Source organism: Rhodococcus sp. MurmanLake-1, assembly GCF_056945715.1.
Window position 1 is genome coordinate 609,948 of sequence record NZ_JBWZNF010000003.1, and the last position, 16,902, is coordinate 626,849.

At 57.9% G+C, this 16,902-nt stretch carries 10 protein-coding genes; 2 read left to right on the top strand and 8 right to left on the bottom strand.

What is annotated here, in order from left to right; all coding sequences use genetic code 11:
* Positions 1–64: 64 nt before the first annotated feature.
* Positions 65–1,207 carry a DNA cytosine methyltransferase gene (locus AC2ETI_RS12750; protein ID WP_082900760.1) on the bottom strand — a complete coding sequence of 381 codons (1,143 nt, stop codon included), beginning with the start codon at positions 1,205–1,207 and terminating at the stop codon, positions 65–67.
* 143 nt (positions 1,208–1,350) lie between these two features.
* Here AC2ETI_RS12750 and AC2ETI_RS12755 point away from each other — a divergent pair, with 143 nt between their 5' ends.
* Together AC2ETI_RS12755 and AC2ETI_RS12760 are read left to right on the top strand one after the other, a co-directional pair.
* Complete coding sequence (locus AC2ETI_RS12755; protein ID WP_042922676.1) at positions 1,351–2,253, top strand: ParA family protein; 903 nt, start codon at positions 1,351–1,353, stop codon at positions 2,251–2,253.
* Positions 2,250–2,684, top strand: coding sequence for a hypothetical protein (locus tag AC2ETI_RS12760; RefSeq protein WP_252194246.1), 435 nt, complete (start codon positions 2,250–2,252; stop codon positions 2,682–2,684). Before AC2ETI_RS12755 ends, AC2ETI_RS12760 begins: the two co-directional genes overlap by 4 nt.
* Before the next feature lie 8 nt (positions 2,685–2,692).
* On the opposite strand, the gene drmB is transcribed toward AC2ETI_RS12760, so the two are convergent.
* The 7 genes from drmB to AC2ETI_RS12795 all read right to left on the bottom strand — a co-directional run bounded on the left by drmB (position 2,693) and on the right by AC2ETI_RS12795 (position 16,821).
* Positions 2,693–4,399, bottom strand: a complete 1,707-nt coding sequence (gene drmB, locus AC2ETI_RS12765; protein WP_483633989.1) for a DrmB family protein — start codon at positions 4,397–4,399, stop codon at positions 2,693–2,695.
* On the bottom strand, positions 4,396–7,581 hold the full coding sequence (locus tag AC2ETI_RS12770) for a helicase-related protein (protein WP_483633990.1): 3,186 nt from the start codon (positions 7,579–7,581) through the stop codon (positions 4,396–4,398). Before AC2ETI_RS12770 ends, drmB begins: the two co-directional genes overlap by 4 nt.
* Positions 7,582–7,589: 8 nt before the next feature.
* Positions 7,590–10,673 (bottom strand): UvrD-helicase domain-containing protein, encoded by a 3,084-nt coding sequence (locus AC2ETI_RS12775; protein WP_483633991.1) that lies wholly within the window; start codon positions 10,671–10,673, stop codon positions 7,590–7,592.
* 130 nt (positions 10,674–10,803) lie between these two features.
* Positions 10,804–11,541, bottom strand: coding sequence for a DUF6339 family protein (locus AC2ETI_RS12780; protein WP_483633992.1), 738 nt, complete (start codon positions 11,539–11,541; stop codon positions 10,804–10,806).
* Complete coding sequence (locus tag AC2ETI_RS12785; protein ID WP_483633993.1) at positions 11,538–12,431, bottom strand: hypothetical protein; 894 nt, start codon at positions 12,429–12,431, stop codon at positions 11,538–11,540. Before AC2ETI_RS12785 ends, AC2ETI_RS12780 begins: the two co-directional genes overlap by 4 nt.
* Positions 12,431–13,759, bottom strand: coding sequence for a hypothetical protein (locus AC2ETI_RS12790; protein ID WP_156519126.1), 1,329 nt, complete (start codon positions 13,757–13,759; stop codon positions 12,431–12,433). Before AC2ETI_RS12790 ends, AC2ETI_RS12785 begins: the two co-directional genes overlap by 1 nt.
* A gap of 494 nt (positions 13,760–14,253) precedes the next feature.
* Complete coding sequence (locus AC2ETI_RS12795) at positions 14,254–16,821, bottom strand: Z1 domain-containing protein (RefSeq protein WP_483633994.1); 2,568 nt, start codon at positions 16,819–16,821, stop codon at positions 14,254–14,256.
* Positions 16,822–16,902 lie beyond the last annotated feature (81 nt).

Below are 16,902 nucleotides of genomic sequence, written 5' to 3' on the forward strand. Positions count from 1 at the left end.
GGCTCGAAATCCAACCATAACGGTCGGACGGTTAGTGCGCCGCTGTTCCCTACCTACTCTGGAGTCAGACCGCCACAGCGGCACCAAGATCCAGCGCACCTTCCATCCCCAGGTCAGGAGCTACTGTTAAAACCGGCGTGTCGGACACTCGTGATCGCATCCAGGACTCCTCGATCTTGCTGTCCAGCTGCGCAGTCACCGGAACGCGACCAAAGGCGGCCGCGAGCGCATGAACAGCCAACCTGGGCGGCATAGCATTCCCCACCTGCTGAGCCCAGCCTTGCCCCGCCCATTTGTAGTCGAGGGGGAACGTCTGCAGCCGACCAGCTTCGGCGGGAGAGAACCGTTCCTGTTCGTCCCCCATGTGGTCGACAATGCGGTTACGCGAAATCTTGCCGGTCACCGTGGCCGACGGCTGATCAGAAGTGCGCCGCCCACGCGCGGAGGGAATTCCGCCCGAGCCGTAGTTGGACACAACCTCGAACCACTCGCCCCGCTTCAGAGCCGAACCCATGGTTTCCCATGGCAGCAAATGCGATTCTCCGGTTCCACGCACCATTCCCGCTCGGTACGCCTGGTGCGTGGGCACCGGACGGATCGGCGAAACTGTCCGGTTGGCGAGCAGCACTGCTCGGCGGCGGGTCTGCGGCACACCAAACTCTTCGGTTCGTAGAACTGTGCACACAACTTTGTAACCGAGCGACTCCAGAACCGGCTTCATCGCCTCCCACACGGGTAGGACCGTCTGAACCTGTTCGAGGACCACCGCTTCGTACGGTCGGCCGGCACCGTGCGCTTCGAGGACCCAACGCAGCGGTTCGAGCACCAGTCCGGTGCGCTCGTCATCGAGGCCCTTGAGCGAAGATGACACGTCTTCAGCCCGAGCCATGCGATCTACCAACTTCAGCACATCATCGAGAGCGTCCCGGCCGCTACCGGATCCCGCCACTGTGAACGTCTGGCACGGGGGCCCACCGGCAAGAATGGTTGCATTGGGGAATTCCTTCGGACCTAGCTCACGAACATCACGATGGTCAGTATCCAGGCCGGCCTCGGTACGTGTTGCATGCGCATCGTCGTCCCATTCGACTCCGTGGGTACTCATTCCGAGCCAGGTCGCAGCGACATCGATGCCTCCGGGACCGGCAAACAGGTCGACAACCGAGTGCGTGGACAGATCACACTGTGCGCTGCGATTGTCTTCCATAACGGCGAAGTTTACGACACCGATGGTCGACTCCAGCCACCACACAGCCGCATTGTCGCCTGGTCATCGTAGAGTCTGCGTCGAATGCGAATTCGCCCGTGACGACCACCACCGCATCCGAGATGTAAGGACCGACGCGCCTCATGGCCAAAGTAATTGCGACCATAAACCTCAAGGGTGGCGTCGGAAAGTCCACAATGACCGCCGCACTCGCCGAGTTCATGGCCGGCATGTTCGGAAAGAGTGTTCTCCTGATCGACCTGGACCCCCAGACCAATCTCACAACGATGATGATCGGGACCGAACACTGGCACGAGCTCAACAACTCCGGTCGCACACTGAAAGCACTGTTCGAACAGGCCCTCGATTCGCAAGCGCCAAAGTTCGACATCGACGATGCGATTCAACGAAACGTGTCACCGCTGGCGAAATTGGCCGGTATCGACCTCCTGGCGTCGTCACTCGACATGATCGAGATCTCCGAAGAAGTCGCAGCGTGGCAATATGACGAGCCAGATTCGCTGCAACCGCTTCTAGTTCTCAAAGAAGCTGTCGACACGGTGAGAGACCACTACGACTACATACTCATCGATTGTCCGCCCAATATGGGGATCATCACGCGCAACGGACTGATGTTGGCCGACGCGTACGTAATTCCGACGATTCCCGATGTGCTGTCCACGTACGGCATCCCGCAGATTCAGAAGCGCGTACGGATGTTCTCCGAAAAAACTGGACATCACGTCCAAGCCCTCGGACTGATCATCACCAAGTATCGCGCGAACACCAACTTGCACCGAAACACCATCCAGCGGTTGCAGAACGCGGTCCTCGACTACGACGCGTTGCCTGCTGCAGAACGCAAGCTCATCGAACGTCCACCCAATGTCATCCCCTATTGGATACCCGAGGCGACGGACATCGCAGCGGCAGCAGAGTTCTTCGACTTCGGCACCTTGAAGAACCGCTACGGCGGGGGCAAGAAGGTCGACGATCTGAGAGACCTCACATCCCACGTAATGACGAATGTGGAGATCTACACGTGACACCAATCAACGACGAACTCGTCGCCGCCCAGACGGCGTTCGAATTGTCGATCAACAAACTGGCAGCTCAGGATCCGAACGCCGCGATCATTGTGCTGACAATGGGGAAACTCGTCGCAGAACACATTGCCGTTGGGGATGCCCGCCCTAGCGCCTCGCGGACCATTCGAACGGAAACCAAAGCCCGAAGAGTCAGCACACCAAGGGCACCAGCAGTCCTTGATCCCTTCGCAGCTTTTCGCAGCGACGGAGAAGATGGACTGCGCAAGGAATTGGGTGGTCTGGATCTCGAACAACTCCGAGACATCCTGCACCAATACGGGTTGGATCCCGACAAGCGCTCGATGAAGTGGAAGACGGCCGGCAAGGTCAGGGAACGCATTGTCGAGCGCGTCCGTGCTACGAGCACGCGCGACAACGCATTCCGCTGATCCAGTCTTCAGATCGACTCCAGAGCCTCGCTGAACAATCCGTGATCCTCATGACCGTCCTCTGGCGTTCCGAAAAGCAAGGCTCGGTCCAGATACCGGTTTCCCAACTCGCATGAGGTTTCCGGCAACAGAACGCAAGCGTGGCACGCAGCCAGATTCATCGCATCGGCGCCGGCACCCTGAGATTCGATGCAGACGGGATCGGCTGAACACCAGGACATTCGAGCCAAACCTTCAGTGAGAGCCGGGCCCAGCCGTTCGGTTTCTGCCTGCGATGCCACTCCACCGAGGCTGCCTGCGGAATCGGAACTTGCGGTGTAGATCAACACACCAGCCATGCCCGTATCGTCAACATAGAGCCGCTCTCGCAGTGACGCCGCCGGATACCCTGCTTCAAGCGACAATTGGTCGATCACCACATGCGCAAACGTATGAAGTGCAACACGAATCAGACCCGTCACAGCTCGTTCGTCGGGTCGCTGCAACGCGGGACCGGCAACCTTCTTGAACAAGTTCCACCGTTCGACCGGAAAACTCTCTTGTGCCCAGTCCTCCAGGGCATCTCGATGAAAAGCAATAAAGATGCCCTCGCCGATCACCTCGATCGCGGGCAGCCAGTGCGTCTTGTCCGGCGACAATGCGCACAGATTCTCTTCGTTGTCATCAAGCCTGGTAAAGCCATAGAGCGCGCGCACTTCCCGCAACCGAGTCACCTTGCGAACGTCAGAAATCAAGTGCTCGAAGTCGACGGGCACATCTCTTTCCAGGCACACAAAATCATCGTCAAGGCTCTCTTGTTCGCGGCCTTCGACAAGAGCGGCATATTCCTGACGGCGGAGTGCCTCCTCGGTAAGCAAGTCGTCGAGCGCTTCGCCTCTGCGCCGTTCCAGCTCGGCCTCGATCTGCTGCACCGAGAAGCGACGAGAGTGCTCAGCCAGATTACGCAGAAGTGCCGGTGTCACTGCCTCCGGGTCTCCGAGCGAAACCCAATAGCGGTCAACAAACTTGGCAAGTGCTTGAGAATACGGTGGGATCGAAATTGCCGATCTGACGGCCGGCAACCAGACGTTGGACGCACCACGTTGAATTGCCCGCGGCGTCTCCTCACAGTGCTGGGACTCGTCGGGACCCAGCCACGGACGATGGCCGTGGCACTTGCCGAACTCAGCAAGCGCCATCGGACCAGCTGAACCGTCGAGGGTCCTGGGTTGCACACCGCACGTACAAGTCAATTCCAGGTCAGCGAGCGACGAAGTCCGGCCCTGAGCGCGCAGGTGCATCGTGTGATCCGATCCGCCGTCTTGCCCCTGATGAAGCCAGCGGAAGTAGGGGAATTCATCGATATGCCCACGTATACAGGCAATAACCAGACGGAACGGGCTCAGTTCCGTTCGCTTCTCACACGAGCAGCGAGCAACTTCTCGGTCGTTGGACAGCTTTCCAATGGAATCGATTCGCCTGCACGACGGGCAGACCTGTGTGATGGGAAATCGAATCACCGGTATGTCGCGCTTGCGCTTCGATCCTGCTGGGGGAGCTTTCAGCTCAGACACTCCGAGACTTCGCGCAAGACGCGGTTCACTGATGAGGTCCGCATCACGCGCCTTCCACTCGTGAATGCCGGCAATCATGTAACTCGTTGTCTCCGAGGGGAACAGACTCCCGACACCGTACGTACTCAGCAGCTGAGTACGGCGAGCTTTCGCGACTGTCATGACTGGCTCCTCATTCGGATCGTGTACAGGGCGCTCTCCGCGTCGACATCGCGCAAACTCATCAAAGTGGGCCAGGGCGTCTCGGTTTGGGTGTATTCGATGTTGTCATCAGTGAGTGCAGACGAGGGCTCGACCAGAAGCGCGTCCATCGAATTCTTGCGATCCTGGTACTTCATGGAATCGCGGGACTTCGCCTCCTCGATCCATACCTTGAGCATTTCGTTCAACTGCTCCACGGTGTCTTCGCTCTCGTCGCTCGATGTCGCTTCCACCCGTCGTTCGATGATGGAGATCAAGTTTCGAAGCTCTTCCTCATGCGCAGGCGCAGCATGCGCGCCACCTTCGCCCGACATCGGACCGATCATCATCCGCGCGAGGGATACAAAGACCCCGTGCAGCCCTCGATCTCGCGCACGCGCAGCGAATGGAGTTGCGCTCGTGGCTTCTACGGCACGGTAGAGGGCCTGATGGAACGGAACAAAATTCTCGAAGTGCGATCGATCTCGCGAACGAGCGGAGTTGAAGATCGTGACAACCAGCCCGGGATACTTCCTACCCACGCGGCTTGTGGCTTGGATGTACTCGGAGCTCGACTGAGGTTGTCCCATGACGGTCATCAACCCGAGCCGATCGATGTCCAGCCCGACCGAGATCATGTTCGTGGCCAGAACGATGTCATCGGCGGTTCCCGAATCGTATTTCCGCTCCAGACTCTTGAGCCGCCTGGGGATTTCCGCTGACGAAACGCGGCTGGTCAACTCATTCGCAGACTCCAGCCGGCGCGCCTCGGTGCCGCCACGCCTGGATACGACGCCCAGTCGCTCACGAACGTCTCCTTCGACCTGCAGCATGGCACTGCCGAGTACTCGCAAACTGTTGAAGTATCCCAAGAGTGTCCAGTAGGGATCCCGTGTGGAGTCCTCGGACTCGATGTCCTGCGCTGCCTGCAGCAACGCACCATACGTCCTCACGAGGAGAGTCGCGTGGCTGGTGCCCGGACTCATCACGCCTACGTACATTCGAGTTCCTGCGGTGTCGCGCGGCGCCGGCTCAGCAAAGAACGACTGATCGGGATCAATTCCTGGGGGTGGGAATTGGCGCGACTCCCGGTCGAAAACCATCTTTATCTGCTCATCAGACCGGCGGATGGTGGCCGTCGACGCGATGATCTTAGGTCTTGATCCGGGCGCTCCATCCTTCCCAGGAACCGAACACGCGACATCCACTGCCGTCTCGTACAGACCGACCATCGACCCCAAAGGTCCGGATATCAGATGGAGCTCGTCTTGGATGATCAGATCAGGCGGGCTACCCACACCGTCTCGCGCGAAGAGCTTTCCGACATCGGAACGCCAGGCCATCATGGCGAACTTGTCTACCGTGCCGAGAATCAGCTCGGGTCGGTATTCGTAAATGTCCTCATCCACAACATAAACCGGTAGTCCCGCCGCAAAGTCGCATGCATTGTTGCGACAAGCGATGACGAGCTTCGACTCAGGACTGGCAACAACCGAATATTTCGTGTGATCGAGAGTCTTTCCACACCAAGGGCACTGCGTCAGCTGGACCGGATTCGCCTCGGTGATCTCGGTTTCCGATCGCAGAGACCGCAACGATTTCTTTGCCTCGAGGAGCGTATTCGGTGTTCCCCCCCGACCTACCCACAAGCCGATCGAGAACGGTCTCGCGCCCAAGCTGCCGTCTGTAATTCGAATTCGTTCGAGAGCGCACATCAACATCGTCGCGCGTTCGAACTGCTGAATTGTCAGCAGCCGCAAGGTGTACCGCATGATTACAGCTACGCCAATGGCGGTGTCATCGCGAATTCTCCTCAGGAGAACGATGAACGCAACCAGTCCCAGGTACGCTTCGGTTTTTCCGCCACCGGTAGGGAACCACAGCAAATCCGCGACGCCGCGCTCCGGGTGCTCTCGGTCGGAGATGCTAGGGAGGTTGAGCAGGATGAACGCGATCTGAAACGGATACCAACTTTGATCAATTCCGTCGCCGACAGGACCGGTGGCACCGGCACGAACCCAGACCTGTCGGGCACGCTGGGTTTGCATTGCAGAGTTTGCCAGGCGAAATGCCCGGAGAACCTCAGAATCGTTGTCGAGCAGCTCGATTCCCGATTCTATGCGATTCGCGGCCTCGCGCGCATTCTCGAAGTGAACGTCTGCGGTGCCCTCGAGCGATTCAGGAATGTTCGTCTTGCCGGCCTTCACCGACCCTTCCAGCTCGCTGATCCACTCCCGATATGCGGTGACAAGCTTGCCCAACGTGGCGACCAGAGTCGCCTTGTCTGCTTCCGCGAGAAAAGACATTCTCAGATCGACGTCGGGTCCGACCTTCCCAGGCCGGGCGCGGGAAACCTCGTGCGTAGGCAACAGCGTCGTGGCGATGCGATCGGTGGTCGCCTCGACTCCACTCCAGGTGACGGCGCATCCGTGCCCTATGCCGAAGTTGCGTGCATTGCGGTACATCAATTCCGCCGAGAGCAAGTCACCCTCGCCACCGAGCCTGTTCGGCGCACTACGGTCGACGATCGCAGGCACTTCGGTTGTCACGACAAGTTCGACCTGGAACCAGGCACTCGCGTCTTTGAGTTCACCTTTGTTCACCGAAAGCTTGTTCCGGAGAACAGCGGAGACCGTCACCTTACCGTCGCGCGGTGTCCGAGTCAGAATGTACAGCTCCAGGCCTGGTGCAACATGCAGCTTCACTGCACCCTTCGTGGCCAGTGAATGGCGCACTCGTTCTGGCGTACATGCCTCTCTGGTCCAGGCGGTAGGCCGACTCCGTCCTCTGCGACGTTTGCCACCCTGGTCTTGGTCGTCGAGCGTCTCGGAAGGTCTGTATCGTGCTGCCGACACATCGAAAGACACCTCGGATACCAGACCAACATCGACTGTGAACGTCAAACCCATCGACGAGGGGTAGCGCATCAAGGATTGCGCAACAGGTGAATCACTTTCACCTTCAATGGAATCCGCTTCGGCACTGTCGGGTTCCGGCTCCTCCTGCAGGGGCTCATCCGTCGGCCACAGCACGCCCACCACGTAGCGATCCAACGGTGGTTCTGCGAGCACCTCCGACGCGCCCTCTCCCGGACCGAGAAGATCGAGTTTGAGCTCCTCGACCATCTCCGCACGGAACCCGTACATCGCATCCAGCTCGGTCATGACGGTTGTCAATTCTTTCCATCCCATCTCGTTTTCCAGTCTGGTTGGACAAGGCCGGCGAGCCGGGGTACCAGCCAGATGCCGGAATCACCAATTCCCAATTCGTCGCTGACTTCGGGTGAACCTGCGACAGATTCAATCGACATCGTCGTTGCACCATTCAAAATCGTTGGCCAACGGGCATTTCCAATCATGAAGATTCGCCTGATATCTCGCCCGAACTGCTCGGATGTACGCGCAAATGCGACACCATCGGAATCCTTGACCAGATAGATTGGCGCATCGCGGTGGGTCCACTCCAGGTCCAAAACCAGTGTCACAGTTTGGCCGACGAGAGTACCGGCGGCAAGCAGACTCTGAACAGCAGGAGCGTTTTCACTACATTCGAAGGGCTCGTCAGTATCGATGTCGTTGACACGAAATTCAACGGCTCGAACGCGCTTCCGGCCCTTGAATTGCACTTTTTCCGTCCAACGCCCCGTCGCTGCTGCATCTCTCTCCATCCACGCCCTTGTGGGCTTGGGGCAACAACGGACGATTTCGTCACGAGCGCGGCTCAACGCGACATAGTTTCGCCGAGCGATGGCGAAGTCGTCGTTATCACGTTCGTAGTCTGTATCGAACAGGAAGACCCTCTCGAATTCGAGGCCCTTCGCACGATGGACAGTGGACACCACAACGTCCTCCGTGGCATCTGCCAACAATGCCGTCGGGATGCCGTATCCACCGATGACGCGCCTGATCCTCGAGAGATCGAGATCGTTCGGAAACTGCGTCCGACCTTCGGATTCCTTGAGCAGATTCCATGCATCGATCGGGTCAATCACCGACGTATTCTGCAGTGCAGCAATAACATCCTCACGGCGGTTCATGTTTCGCGGAAGCTGCTGAGCAAGCTCTGCAACCCATGCCCGAGCGCCGTGCTCTTGTGCAGTACGCCGCAGTGTATGACGGATGTTCAGGGCGGTGAGCTGTTGGGACACGCGCAAAGCGTCACCGTTGGTCTTCGTCAGGATCGCGGTGCTTCGTCCAGCGCGGTAAACATCAGTGAGCCACGCCGAGGAATCGACGCTTTCCAACCGGGAAATGAAGGCATCAACCTCTTCACGTGCTCGCGCTCCGCTGTCCATCTCACGGAGGCGAGACCCTAGCTCTACGACAGCAAGAGGGTCTTTCCCCCGCGCACGGAAATTACGTTGCAGACCCGTCGATTCAACATTCGCGAGACCGCGCAGCTCGCTGATTACGTCCAAACGCTGGGTTTGTTCTTCCGGAGAAAGCTGGAAATCGTAGAGCGCCTGATTCGGATCGCCAAGCGCAGTGAATCCGACTTCGTCCCCAAGTCGATCGATCAGCGCCAGCACGAGCTTCGCACGCTGCCCGACGAGGTCCTGTACCTCGTCGAGAACGACATGCTGAATGTCTTCCAACATCGGCAAATCAGCGTCTTCATCAGCCAAAAGCCCAACAGCACGTTCGATTCTTGCGTCGAAGTTGCCTTTTGGATCCTCACCCGCGTCGATGATCACCCGGTTGGCAAACGAGTCGAAAGTACGAATCTCGGCCTGCGCCAATACCCGTGTTTCCAATCGACTACGAACAGCGGATACTGCTGCTCTGGAAAAACTCAGAACGAGCACTTCTGTCGACAGCGATAAGTCGCACTCCCTTGCCAAGTGATCGAGTCTGGCAGCAACAACTTCGGTCTTTCCCTGCCCCGCGCCGGCAACTACCACAAGACGGTCTTCAGTGGCCGCCTCAGCTACTCGGCGTTGAAGTTCATCAAGACCGGTAACCGTTGAACCAGAATCGATCTCGAGCGATTGCGAGGGGCTTTCGCTCGCATCGATCGAGAAAGCGGGCGCCACAACCGACGCGGCCGCCGCAGCGCGACGGCGGTCACGAAAACGGGTAAGGATGTCGACAGGGTTCGCCCGCGCCCTGAGCCGGTCGCGAAACTTCGGTGTGTCCGAAATCGTGACAACGATTGAATCTGCTGCGACGTCTATCGGCTCCGTGCCGGTTGCGGCAGGAAGCTCCAGACGAGCGATCAGTTCCGCGAGTCGTTTTTCCACCAGGCTGCCCCAGCGGCCCCTGGTCACGTCTGAAATTTCAGCCTGTGTTTGCTCGGCGAGGTCGGGCCAGGGCGCCAGTATCGTGGTCACCGCGTCCTTCAGTCGCTGAATTTCACTCTGGTCCTGTTCCGCTGAGGATTCTCGAACCAGAAGTGCAGGGCTCATCGTGAGCGTCCACGCCACGTCGCTTCCCCATTGCCGATGGAGAGCCCTGGCAACTGCCGGACGGACGTCGTCGAATACACGGCTACGAACATGCGCGCCGACCGGGAGATCGTTCCGTTCGAGGACACTCGTACGGAACTGGAGCGACTCACCACCGTCTGCGGTCAGCCCGGTCGATCCAAGTTCGATGAACATCGGTTCAGCAGGATCGATGGTCAGAGCAATCCCACGCACATCAGTACTCGAGGCCGTTTCGTCATCCCCAAGGTCGCCTTCAGCACCCTTTGCGATGATCCGCACCAGTCGCGCCGAGCGGAATGCGATACGGGTGTCAATTCCGTGCTCAGGAACGACCAGACGCCACGCTGCGATGACGGTATCGACCGTCCGAGCAGACAGCGAAATCGCAGTCTCGAGCTCATCAAGCACGTCGTACAATTCGGCGCTCTCTTGAACACGGCGCTGGAAGCGCCTCCACGTGTTCCACGTTCGGCGGTACTCACCGAACAACTCACTCAGGTCGAGGCCGTATTCGCGATAATAGAAGGGGGCGTGTGTATTAACTTCGCTCAAATCAACGACCAGTCCTTCCGCCGACCAGTCGCCCAAGTCGGAATCGTCGATGAGCTCATCCAACGGCCACGGCAACGGTGGGGGAATCTCCGTGGCAACGGTGTTTCCGCGCAGAATCTGAATTCCTACCGCCGTAGCAGTAACAAATGCGGCGAGTTCACCGAAGGAATCCGTCAACGGGGCTGTGAACGCATTCGAACCAACGCTGTTCACCAGGTTGCGTCGGCCCCGTTCATCAGCAGCCCGGGCTTGGACGAGAATCGCACTGAGCGACGCCACCGCGTCTTCTTGTACTCGAGAACTCACCCGGCACTCCTCTCCACCGCCAACCGAATAGCACGATAAGAGACTATCCGTCCGGTTTATGCGTTCGCTGGTAGCCTCGCAATTCGCCAGGAAGACGAATGACTTACTTAATGACCTCGAGCGAGACTTCACGAAAAATCGCGCGCACGCGGTCGTCCAACTGTTCGTCGCTCAATATCGAGAAGTCGATGAACGCCATCAACCGACGCAGTCTGGGCACAGCGTCACGGAGAACCTTTCTCTGTCCTCCACCTTCGATCAAGATGCGAGCGATCGAACGAGCAAGAGGAGTTACTCCTGCTATCGACCTGCGTTCGGTAATCTGGTTGAGGTCACTCTCCGAGAGTTTGCGCAGGAGCGAGTAGTCCGCGACGCCGTCGACCACTGTCGCGAATGTCATTGCCTGCCACCACAAGCGAGCAAACATATGACGTGTCAGGTCAGTTGCGATCCAACGTTCAATGTTCTCTCCAGGGAATCGCCATCGGGTGATGTCAGGCATCGCCACGATTGCGAGGAAGTTCCACACTCCTCGGTGAGCTGCCTCCACTGACGTGATCTGCATAGTCCGATGAATCTCTTCTGCAGCAACGCGATCAAAGCGAATCAGGTCCGCATTCCCAACCTCGCCCGGATATCCGCAATCATGCGCAATCGCTCGAATCGAGTCTGCCAACTCTTGTACACCGGACTCGCCGATTCGCTTCCCTCCACTCGCTGCATACGTCATCTGCGAGTGTGTAGGACGCGCCGCCCGTGCCATTTGTGAAGGATCTCCATTGAGCTTTTGCAATTCAACTACTCCCGACGCAAGACTCAATCGGGGCCACAGCTCGGTCATGAGAGCAACCTTCCAAATCCGATCGAACGTGCACCCGCCACAATCGAACTGTGCAAATCCATTGAGGAGCCCAGGATTGATTCGGCGGTCCACGCAGTGGGGTCGACAAGCACCCTGAGAGCAAGAGCACGAGCAGTGGCGCCGAATGATTCGCTATCACAACCTTCGAGCTCATCCCAACGCGCCAGTGACCATCGGACGATTTCGTCCACCAGGCCTTCTTCCATCTCTTGAATGAGCACCAATTGCTCGTCCGTATGGTTCCTCTCCCTCTGGACTGCCTTGACCAGCTTCTTGTCAAGCGGATTTATCAGGAGCAGCAATGCCCCCATCGCAGGCTCGTCCGGACTCAGTGGCATTCGAAGATGCCAGCTGGCTCCCTCGTCGATGCCGAATGCGTCGAAATCGACAACCTCGGTAGGAAACATCGCTTCGGAGCCGGTGAGTCGAAGTGCTTGCTCGTCGTTCCAGAGGATTGAGCCCGCGTGGCGCGCTTCTCCCACAAGCGGACTCAACCGATCCCTTTCGAGAACCAATTTCCTGGTCAAAGCGATAGTTGCACCGGCATATTGCGGATCGACTTCAATCTCGACATCGAACCGCCCGTCCGCGAGGGGTACGCGCTTCGCCGGTCCGACTAGGTAGGTGTCCAAGGCTCTCCACCCGAAGTAGAACGCCAATGGCGAACCATCATCAAGCCTCGCATGCGCGCGGATCATCAACGGATCGGCATTTATGGTGCAGCGCAAGCGGAGTCCTGATCGATAGTCCCAATTTTCGATGGCCTCTCCGAGTGGCTCCCACTCACCTTCAACCATCCGTGACCAAATCGACGGCTCAATAGTCTCGGAATTTGGCACCAAATACGGACGAACGTCTTTGACGGCCATCAGCTTTCATCCTCTACAACAAAAGTTAGCCGCACAACCGCGTCCCGAGGTGGACGGACGGAAACTACCCATTTCCGGGGGTCTGCACGTCCAACAGAAATCTGACTTCCTACCCGATGTTCGCCCGTTTCAAGACATACCCAGCCCACGACCTCCGCCGGTTCCAGAAGTCCCCGTAACTCAATGCCACCATCGATCACAACGATAGGCTCCGCAACCACCAATTTTGTTGTGGGCCAAGCGGGTAACTCGACCGTAGCAACCACGAGCGCGTCGCCGCCACGCACGATCAGTTGCGGGCCCTCCACGATCCTTGGCTTGACAGCCGAACGACTGCCGGATCGACCTGACCGACGGCTCCCGTTTCGACTTGGTTGCCCTGCGCCATCGCCGGATGCACCTGCCACAAGTCCTGACAGGCGACCCGCGAGCGGAGCCAACGCAGCTTCGTGATGCAGATCAGCATCGACATCTCGAACCGAGGGCTTGAGCTTGCTCTTCACGTAAGTGGCTCCGAGACGAACTACGCCCAATGCTGTGCCATGTAGCCCACTCGTCACCCAATCGTCGTGAGTGGGGGGCTCAGCATCCGAGAAGTACCGATCGGCATCGATGCCGGCTTTGAAGACTGCGCCGTACTGAATCGCTTCATCTGGATGAGGATCTCCAGATACATAATTTACGACCAGATCGGCTTGGCGCATTCGCGCGCAATGATGTGCGGCACCACTGAATGGGGCTGCCAGAGACAGCAGATAATTCTGCTTGATGGGCGCCATCGACTCGACCTTCGCGAAACGACCGATCTCCTGAGGCTTAGCCCTTCGAGCCGGCACATCGTATTCACCGTCCAGCGATAGCTTTCGATACGCATCGACGAACGGCTTCAATTCGATTGTTGCAGCTGGATCAGGTATCTGGACAGAGAACCCTTCGAACTTCACTGAACACCGCAAGCGGTTTTCCACCCCGTCAATCATTTTCGGCCACAGATTCCACAACATGGTCGAAGCGATGAACTCGGCAGCCGACTCCGGTGTGCGTTCCTGCTCTACGTCGCCATTTCGAACAGCTCCCAGGTCAATATCGATGATCGCTACAGTCGTACCGGTTTGCCCCTCAGCGAACCTCGGCAAACCAAGGGCAGTTGCCATCTCTTCGGCATCGTCATCTACCAGTGCCTGCGCGATTTCACCTTCCAGCACGCCTAGCCAATGGCGTCCGGTGTAGCGAACGCCCTTGTCTTGGAAACCATCTCCCATGGCGGCACCGATCAATCGACGCTGCGGCTTACCGCGAAAGATGCAACGACTGTCAGCGACGATCACGTGACACCGACTGACGTTGTACAGAATTCCTTTGCCGAATCCGTAGGAGCCCCCACCCAGGTCGACTCCCTTCCTCTCACCTACATTTCTGATGAACTTGACGAAGTCCGCTCGCTCCCCTTCGAGTGGAGGTTCATCTGCTCGTAGTGGGCCACCAAGGCCAGTCGTGCCACGATCGGAAATCGTCAAGATGGTCGGCTGTCGGTCCAGCGCTTCAGCCAGGCCGAGGGACGCCCCTACCGGCCCTGGGAGAAGGAACTCCCGCCACCGTTCGAGCCTATTGCCTGTCAGTTGACGAATCTGCACATTGAAGTCAACCTCCCGGCCGGGAAGCGCTGCATCGCAGCTATTTTGAGCCGCTTCGCGAATGAGCACGGTGAGCGGATCCAGCTTGGGTTTCCCGAGTTGTCGACGGATACCTTCCGAAGCGGTAGATCCCTCAGCGGCGACCCGTTGCGACCACCACTGTGATCGCTCCGCAGCCTTTGATTTTCTCAATTGGACCCCGCACCTACCAGCTCATCGAGTTCTTCCTGATCAGATTCGATCTCGGCATCAGTCAAATCGACACTGACGTACGTCTGGGCAACCGGGCTTGTGTCGTCAGCAGCACCAGGGAAGACGAGAGCCACGCCGATGACGTCTTCAACCGCGTTCAGCGGCTTCCTTGAATCCTTGTTCTGCTCCAGCGGTTCTGACACCGGATCGATCGGATACAAGAGAAGTAGGCCCTTCCGTTGCACGGTTGCATCTTTGTCTCGCGCATCCATCAATGCACCTTCACTGAGCTTCCTCGCGACAGTCTTGGGTATGAAGTCAACCGCACGATGATCCTTCGACATCAGAGTCTTGATATCAGCCCGCTCGAGACCGTCATCCTTGAGCTGAGATCGAACGATCCGACCGAAGTCGAACCCACCCAGCCTGACAAATCCCTTCTCCTTCCCTGGCTCTGCAGCCAAAATTGCCAGGTTCCATTTGTCGAGCCTATTTTTCCGTCTTTGCTTCACGACATACTTGGCAATCAACTCGGCGTCGAGATCGGGCGAATCCTTATGCACGTGGTAATCACCCAAGAAGGTCAGCACATCGTCCGCATCGACATCGCGAAAAAGTACGGAGCCGGAGTCCAGGATGTCGCCTTGAATTCCCTTGGTACGAACTCGCGATACGAGACCGTCTGCAGCATCCTTGTTGTGTAACAGCCATTCCGAGTCCTGCGTGCGGAAGTAACGCGTCTGAACCCTCCTGCCGCCGTACGACGCGTACGCGGGAATAGCGGCGCCCATCTTCGCTGTAATCCGGAGTGTGGGATGAGTCCTGATTCGAACGCCGAACTCCGTCGGTGTCAGATTCTCGGACTCGTACCTCTCGATGTCCAGTCGAATCTCACGCTCCACCGTCGCCAAATGACGGAACCACTGCCGTAGTTCCTCGGTCATCCAGATCCTGGGCAAGTCTTCGTAGCCTGGCCTGAATCCGAACCACCGTGCCATCTGCAGCAACGTGTCGTAGGCACCGGCTGCGCGGACGAAGTAACTGACGGTCAGCCCCTCCAACGTCAGACCGCGACTGAGAGTGTTCCCCCCGACCGCGATAGCGATTTGACCGTCAGTGGAGTAGTCGAGGCGGTCATCGCTTCGGAAATTGTCGATGATGATGCGACAGACCGACAAGACATCTTCGACCTTCGCCGACACTGCATCGAAATCGATTGATTTCAAATCGAATTCGGAGGAGTGCACCTTCCCTGTCTCGGATTCCCATAGCGCTCGCAAGCGATCCTTGGTCGATGCATCACCGGCAGCCCACCTTTTTGAAAGCCTCTCCACGTATGCATTCAATGGCCCCTTGAACTGGCGATGAATGTCCGTCTTCACCGAGGTGTGGATCAACATCGTCGAATGCCCGGCGTCACCGCGTGCGCGTCGCGCAGCCGTCGAGAGCACAAACCAATCGAGCGCATTCTCGAGGGTGGGCGGAATCGAAGGAATGAAGGACGCCGTCGCGGTCTTCCCCAGCGGACGAACGTCGTCTACGTCTTCGTTGGGAATGATCCGCACCATGTTGGAGCCGTCGAGGTCTTTCCCGTTCGCCTCGTCGCCCTCGACCGCATCTCGACCGAAGATTTTTTCAGTGCCGAAGTATCCCTTTGGTTCCGGGAGATTCAGAATGAAGTCCTTCGGGTACAAGTCGCCCCCGGCAGGATCGATCAGAATGTTTGCAAATGGCGTTGCTGTATAGCCAATATAGGTGCTTTTCGGCAGCTTCTCGATGATGCCCCTAATCAGGGGGTTGATGGTTCGAGTCTCCACACTTGCCTGATCTGCCTCGTCGTCGATGATGAGAGTCGGCACATCGGTGAGAGCTCGCTGTTTTACTGCCGGCTGTAACCACTTGTCCAAACGTTTCAGGACCGCGGCATTCTTCTTCACGACGGCGAGGATCACACCACTGTCGTCGACATGCAGTAGAGCCGTCGACTGCATGGCGGGCGCTCGAAAATCGTCATCCGCATTCGTCAGCTGCTTCCACTTAGTAGGCGTGAGCATATGAAGCTGCTCATCGAGACGCTCCTGCGTCTGTTTCCGTAGCCCGTTGTGAATTCCCGACAGCACAATGACGAATTTGTAACCGACATCCGCAGCCTTTGCGATTACAGCAGTGAAGTTGGTGGTCTTACCAGATTGCACATAGCCCACCACCAGCCCCTTCGCATCCCACGATGATTCGTTAGGACGCGGCGTGTAGGCAATAACCTTATTGGACGAGCCGTCCAAGGACTGGATCCGATCATCCGGCCACGACAAGTCTCCTCGGATGTAACGCTCGAGAGCAGGCCAATAAGTATCGGCGCTGGCGTTCGGCCCCGCATACCAGGGCTCACGCGGCCCGTGGATGATCGGCGGGCCGGCGGTGATCACTCCAGAGAGATGTCTGCGGTACTCCGCCTCGAATTCATCGAGTTCCTCCGCGGTGAGCCTGCCTTTGAAACGTTTGAGAGCTGATTCCAACGACGTCTTCCTCGCCCAACCCGCAAATACCTCGTAGAAATCGTCCATCAACTCCATACCTCCGTGTCGCCTCGCGACTGAACGGTAGCGCAGAAATCGAAAAGGTTGCGTTAGAAACGATCCGTCCGG

Coding starts and splice junctions, on each gene's coding strand:
- AC2ETI_RS12750 (WP_082900760.1), bottom strand. CDS start 1,207: ATGGAAGACAATCGCAGCGCACAGTGTGATCTGTCCACGCACTCGGTT.
- AC2ETI_RS12785 (WP_483633993.1), bottom strand. CDS start 12,431: ATGGCCGTCAAAGACGTTCGTCCGTATTTGGTGCCAAATTCCGAGACT.
- AC2ETI_RS12770 (WP_483633990.1), bottom strand. CDS start 7,581: ATGACCGAGCTGGATGCGATGTACGGGTTCCGTGCGGAGATGGTCGAG.
- AC2ETI_RS12780 (WP_483633992.1), bottom strand. CDS start 11,541: ATGACCGAGCTGTGGCCCCGATTGAGTCTTGCGTCGGGAGTAGTTGAA.
- drmB (WP_483633989.1), bottom strand. CDS start 4,399: ATGACAGTCGCGAAAGCTCGCCGTACTCAGCTGCTGAGTACGTACGGT.
- AC2ETI_RS12755 (WP_042922676.1), top strand. CDS start 1,351: ATGGCCAAAGTAATTGCGACCATAAACCTCAAGGGTGGCGTCGGAAAG.
- AC2ETI_RS12795 (WP_483633994.1), bottom strand. CDS start 16,821: ATGGACGATTTCTACGAGGTATTTGCGGGTTGGGCGAGGAAGACGTCG.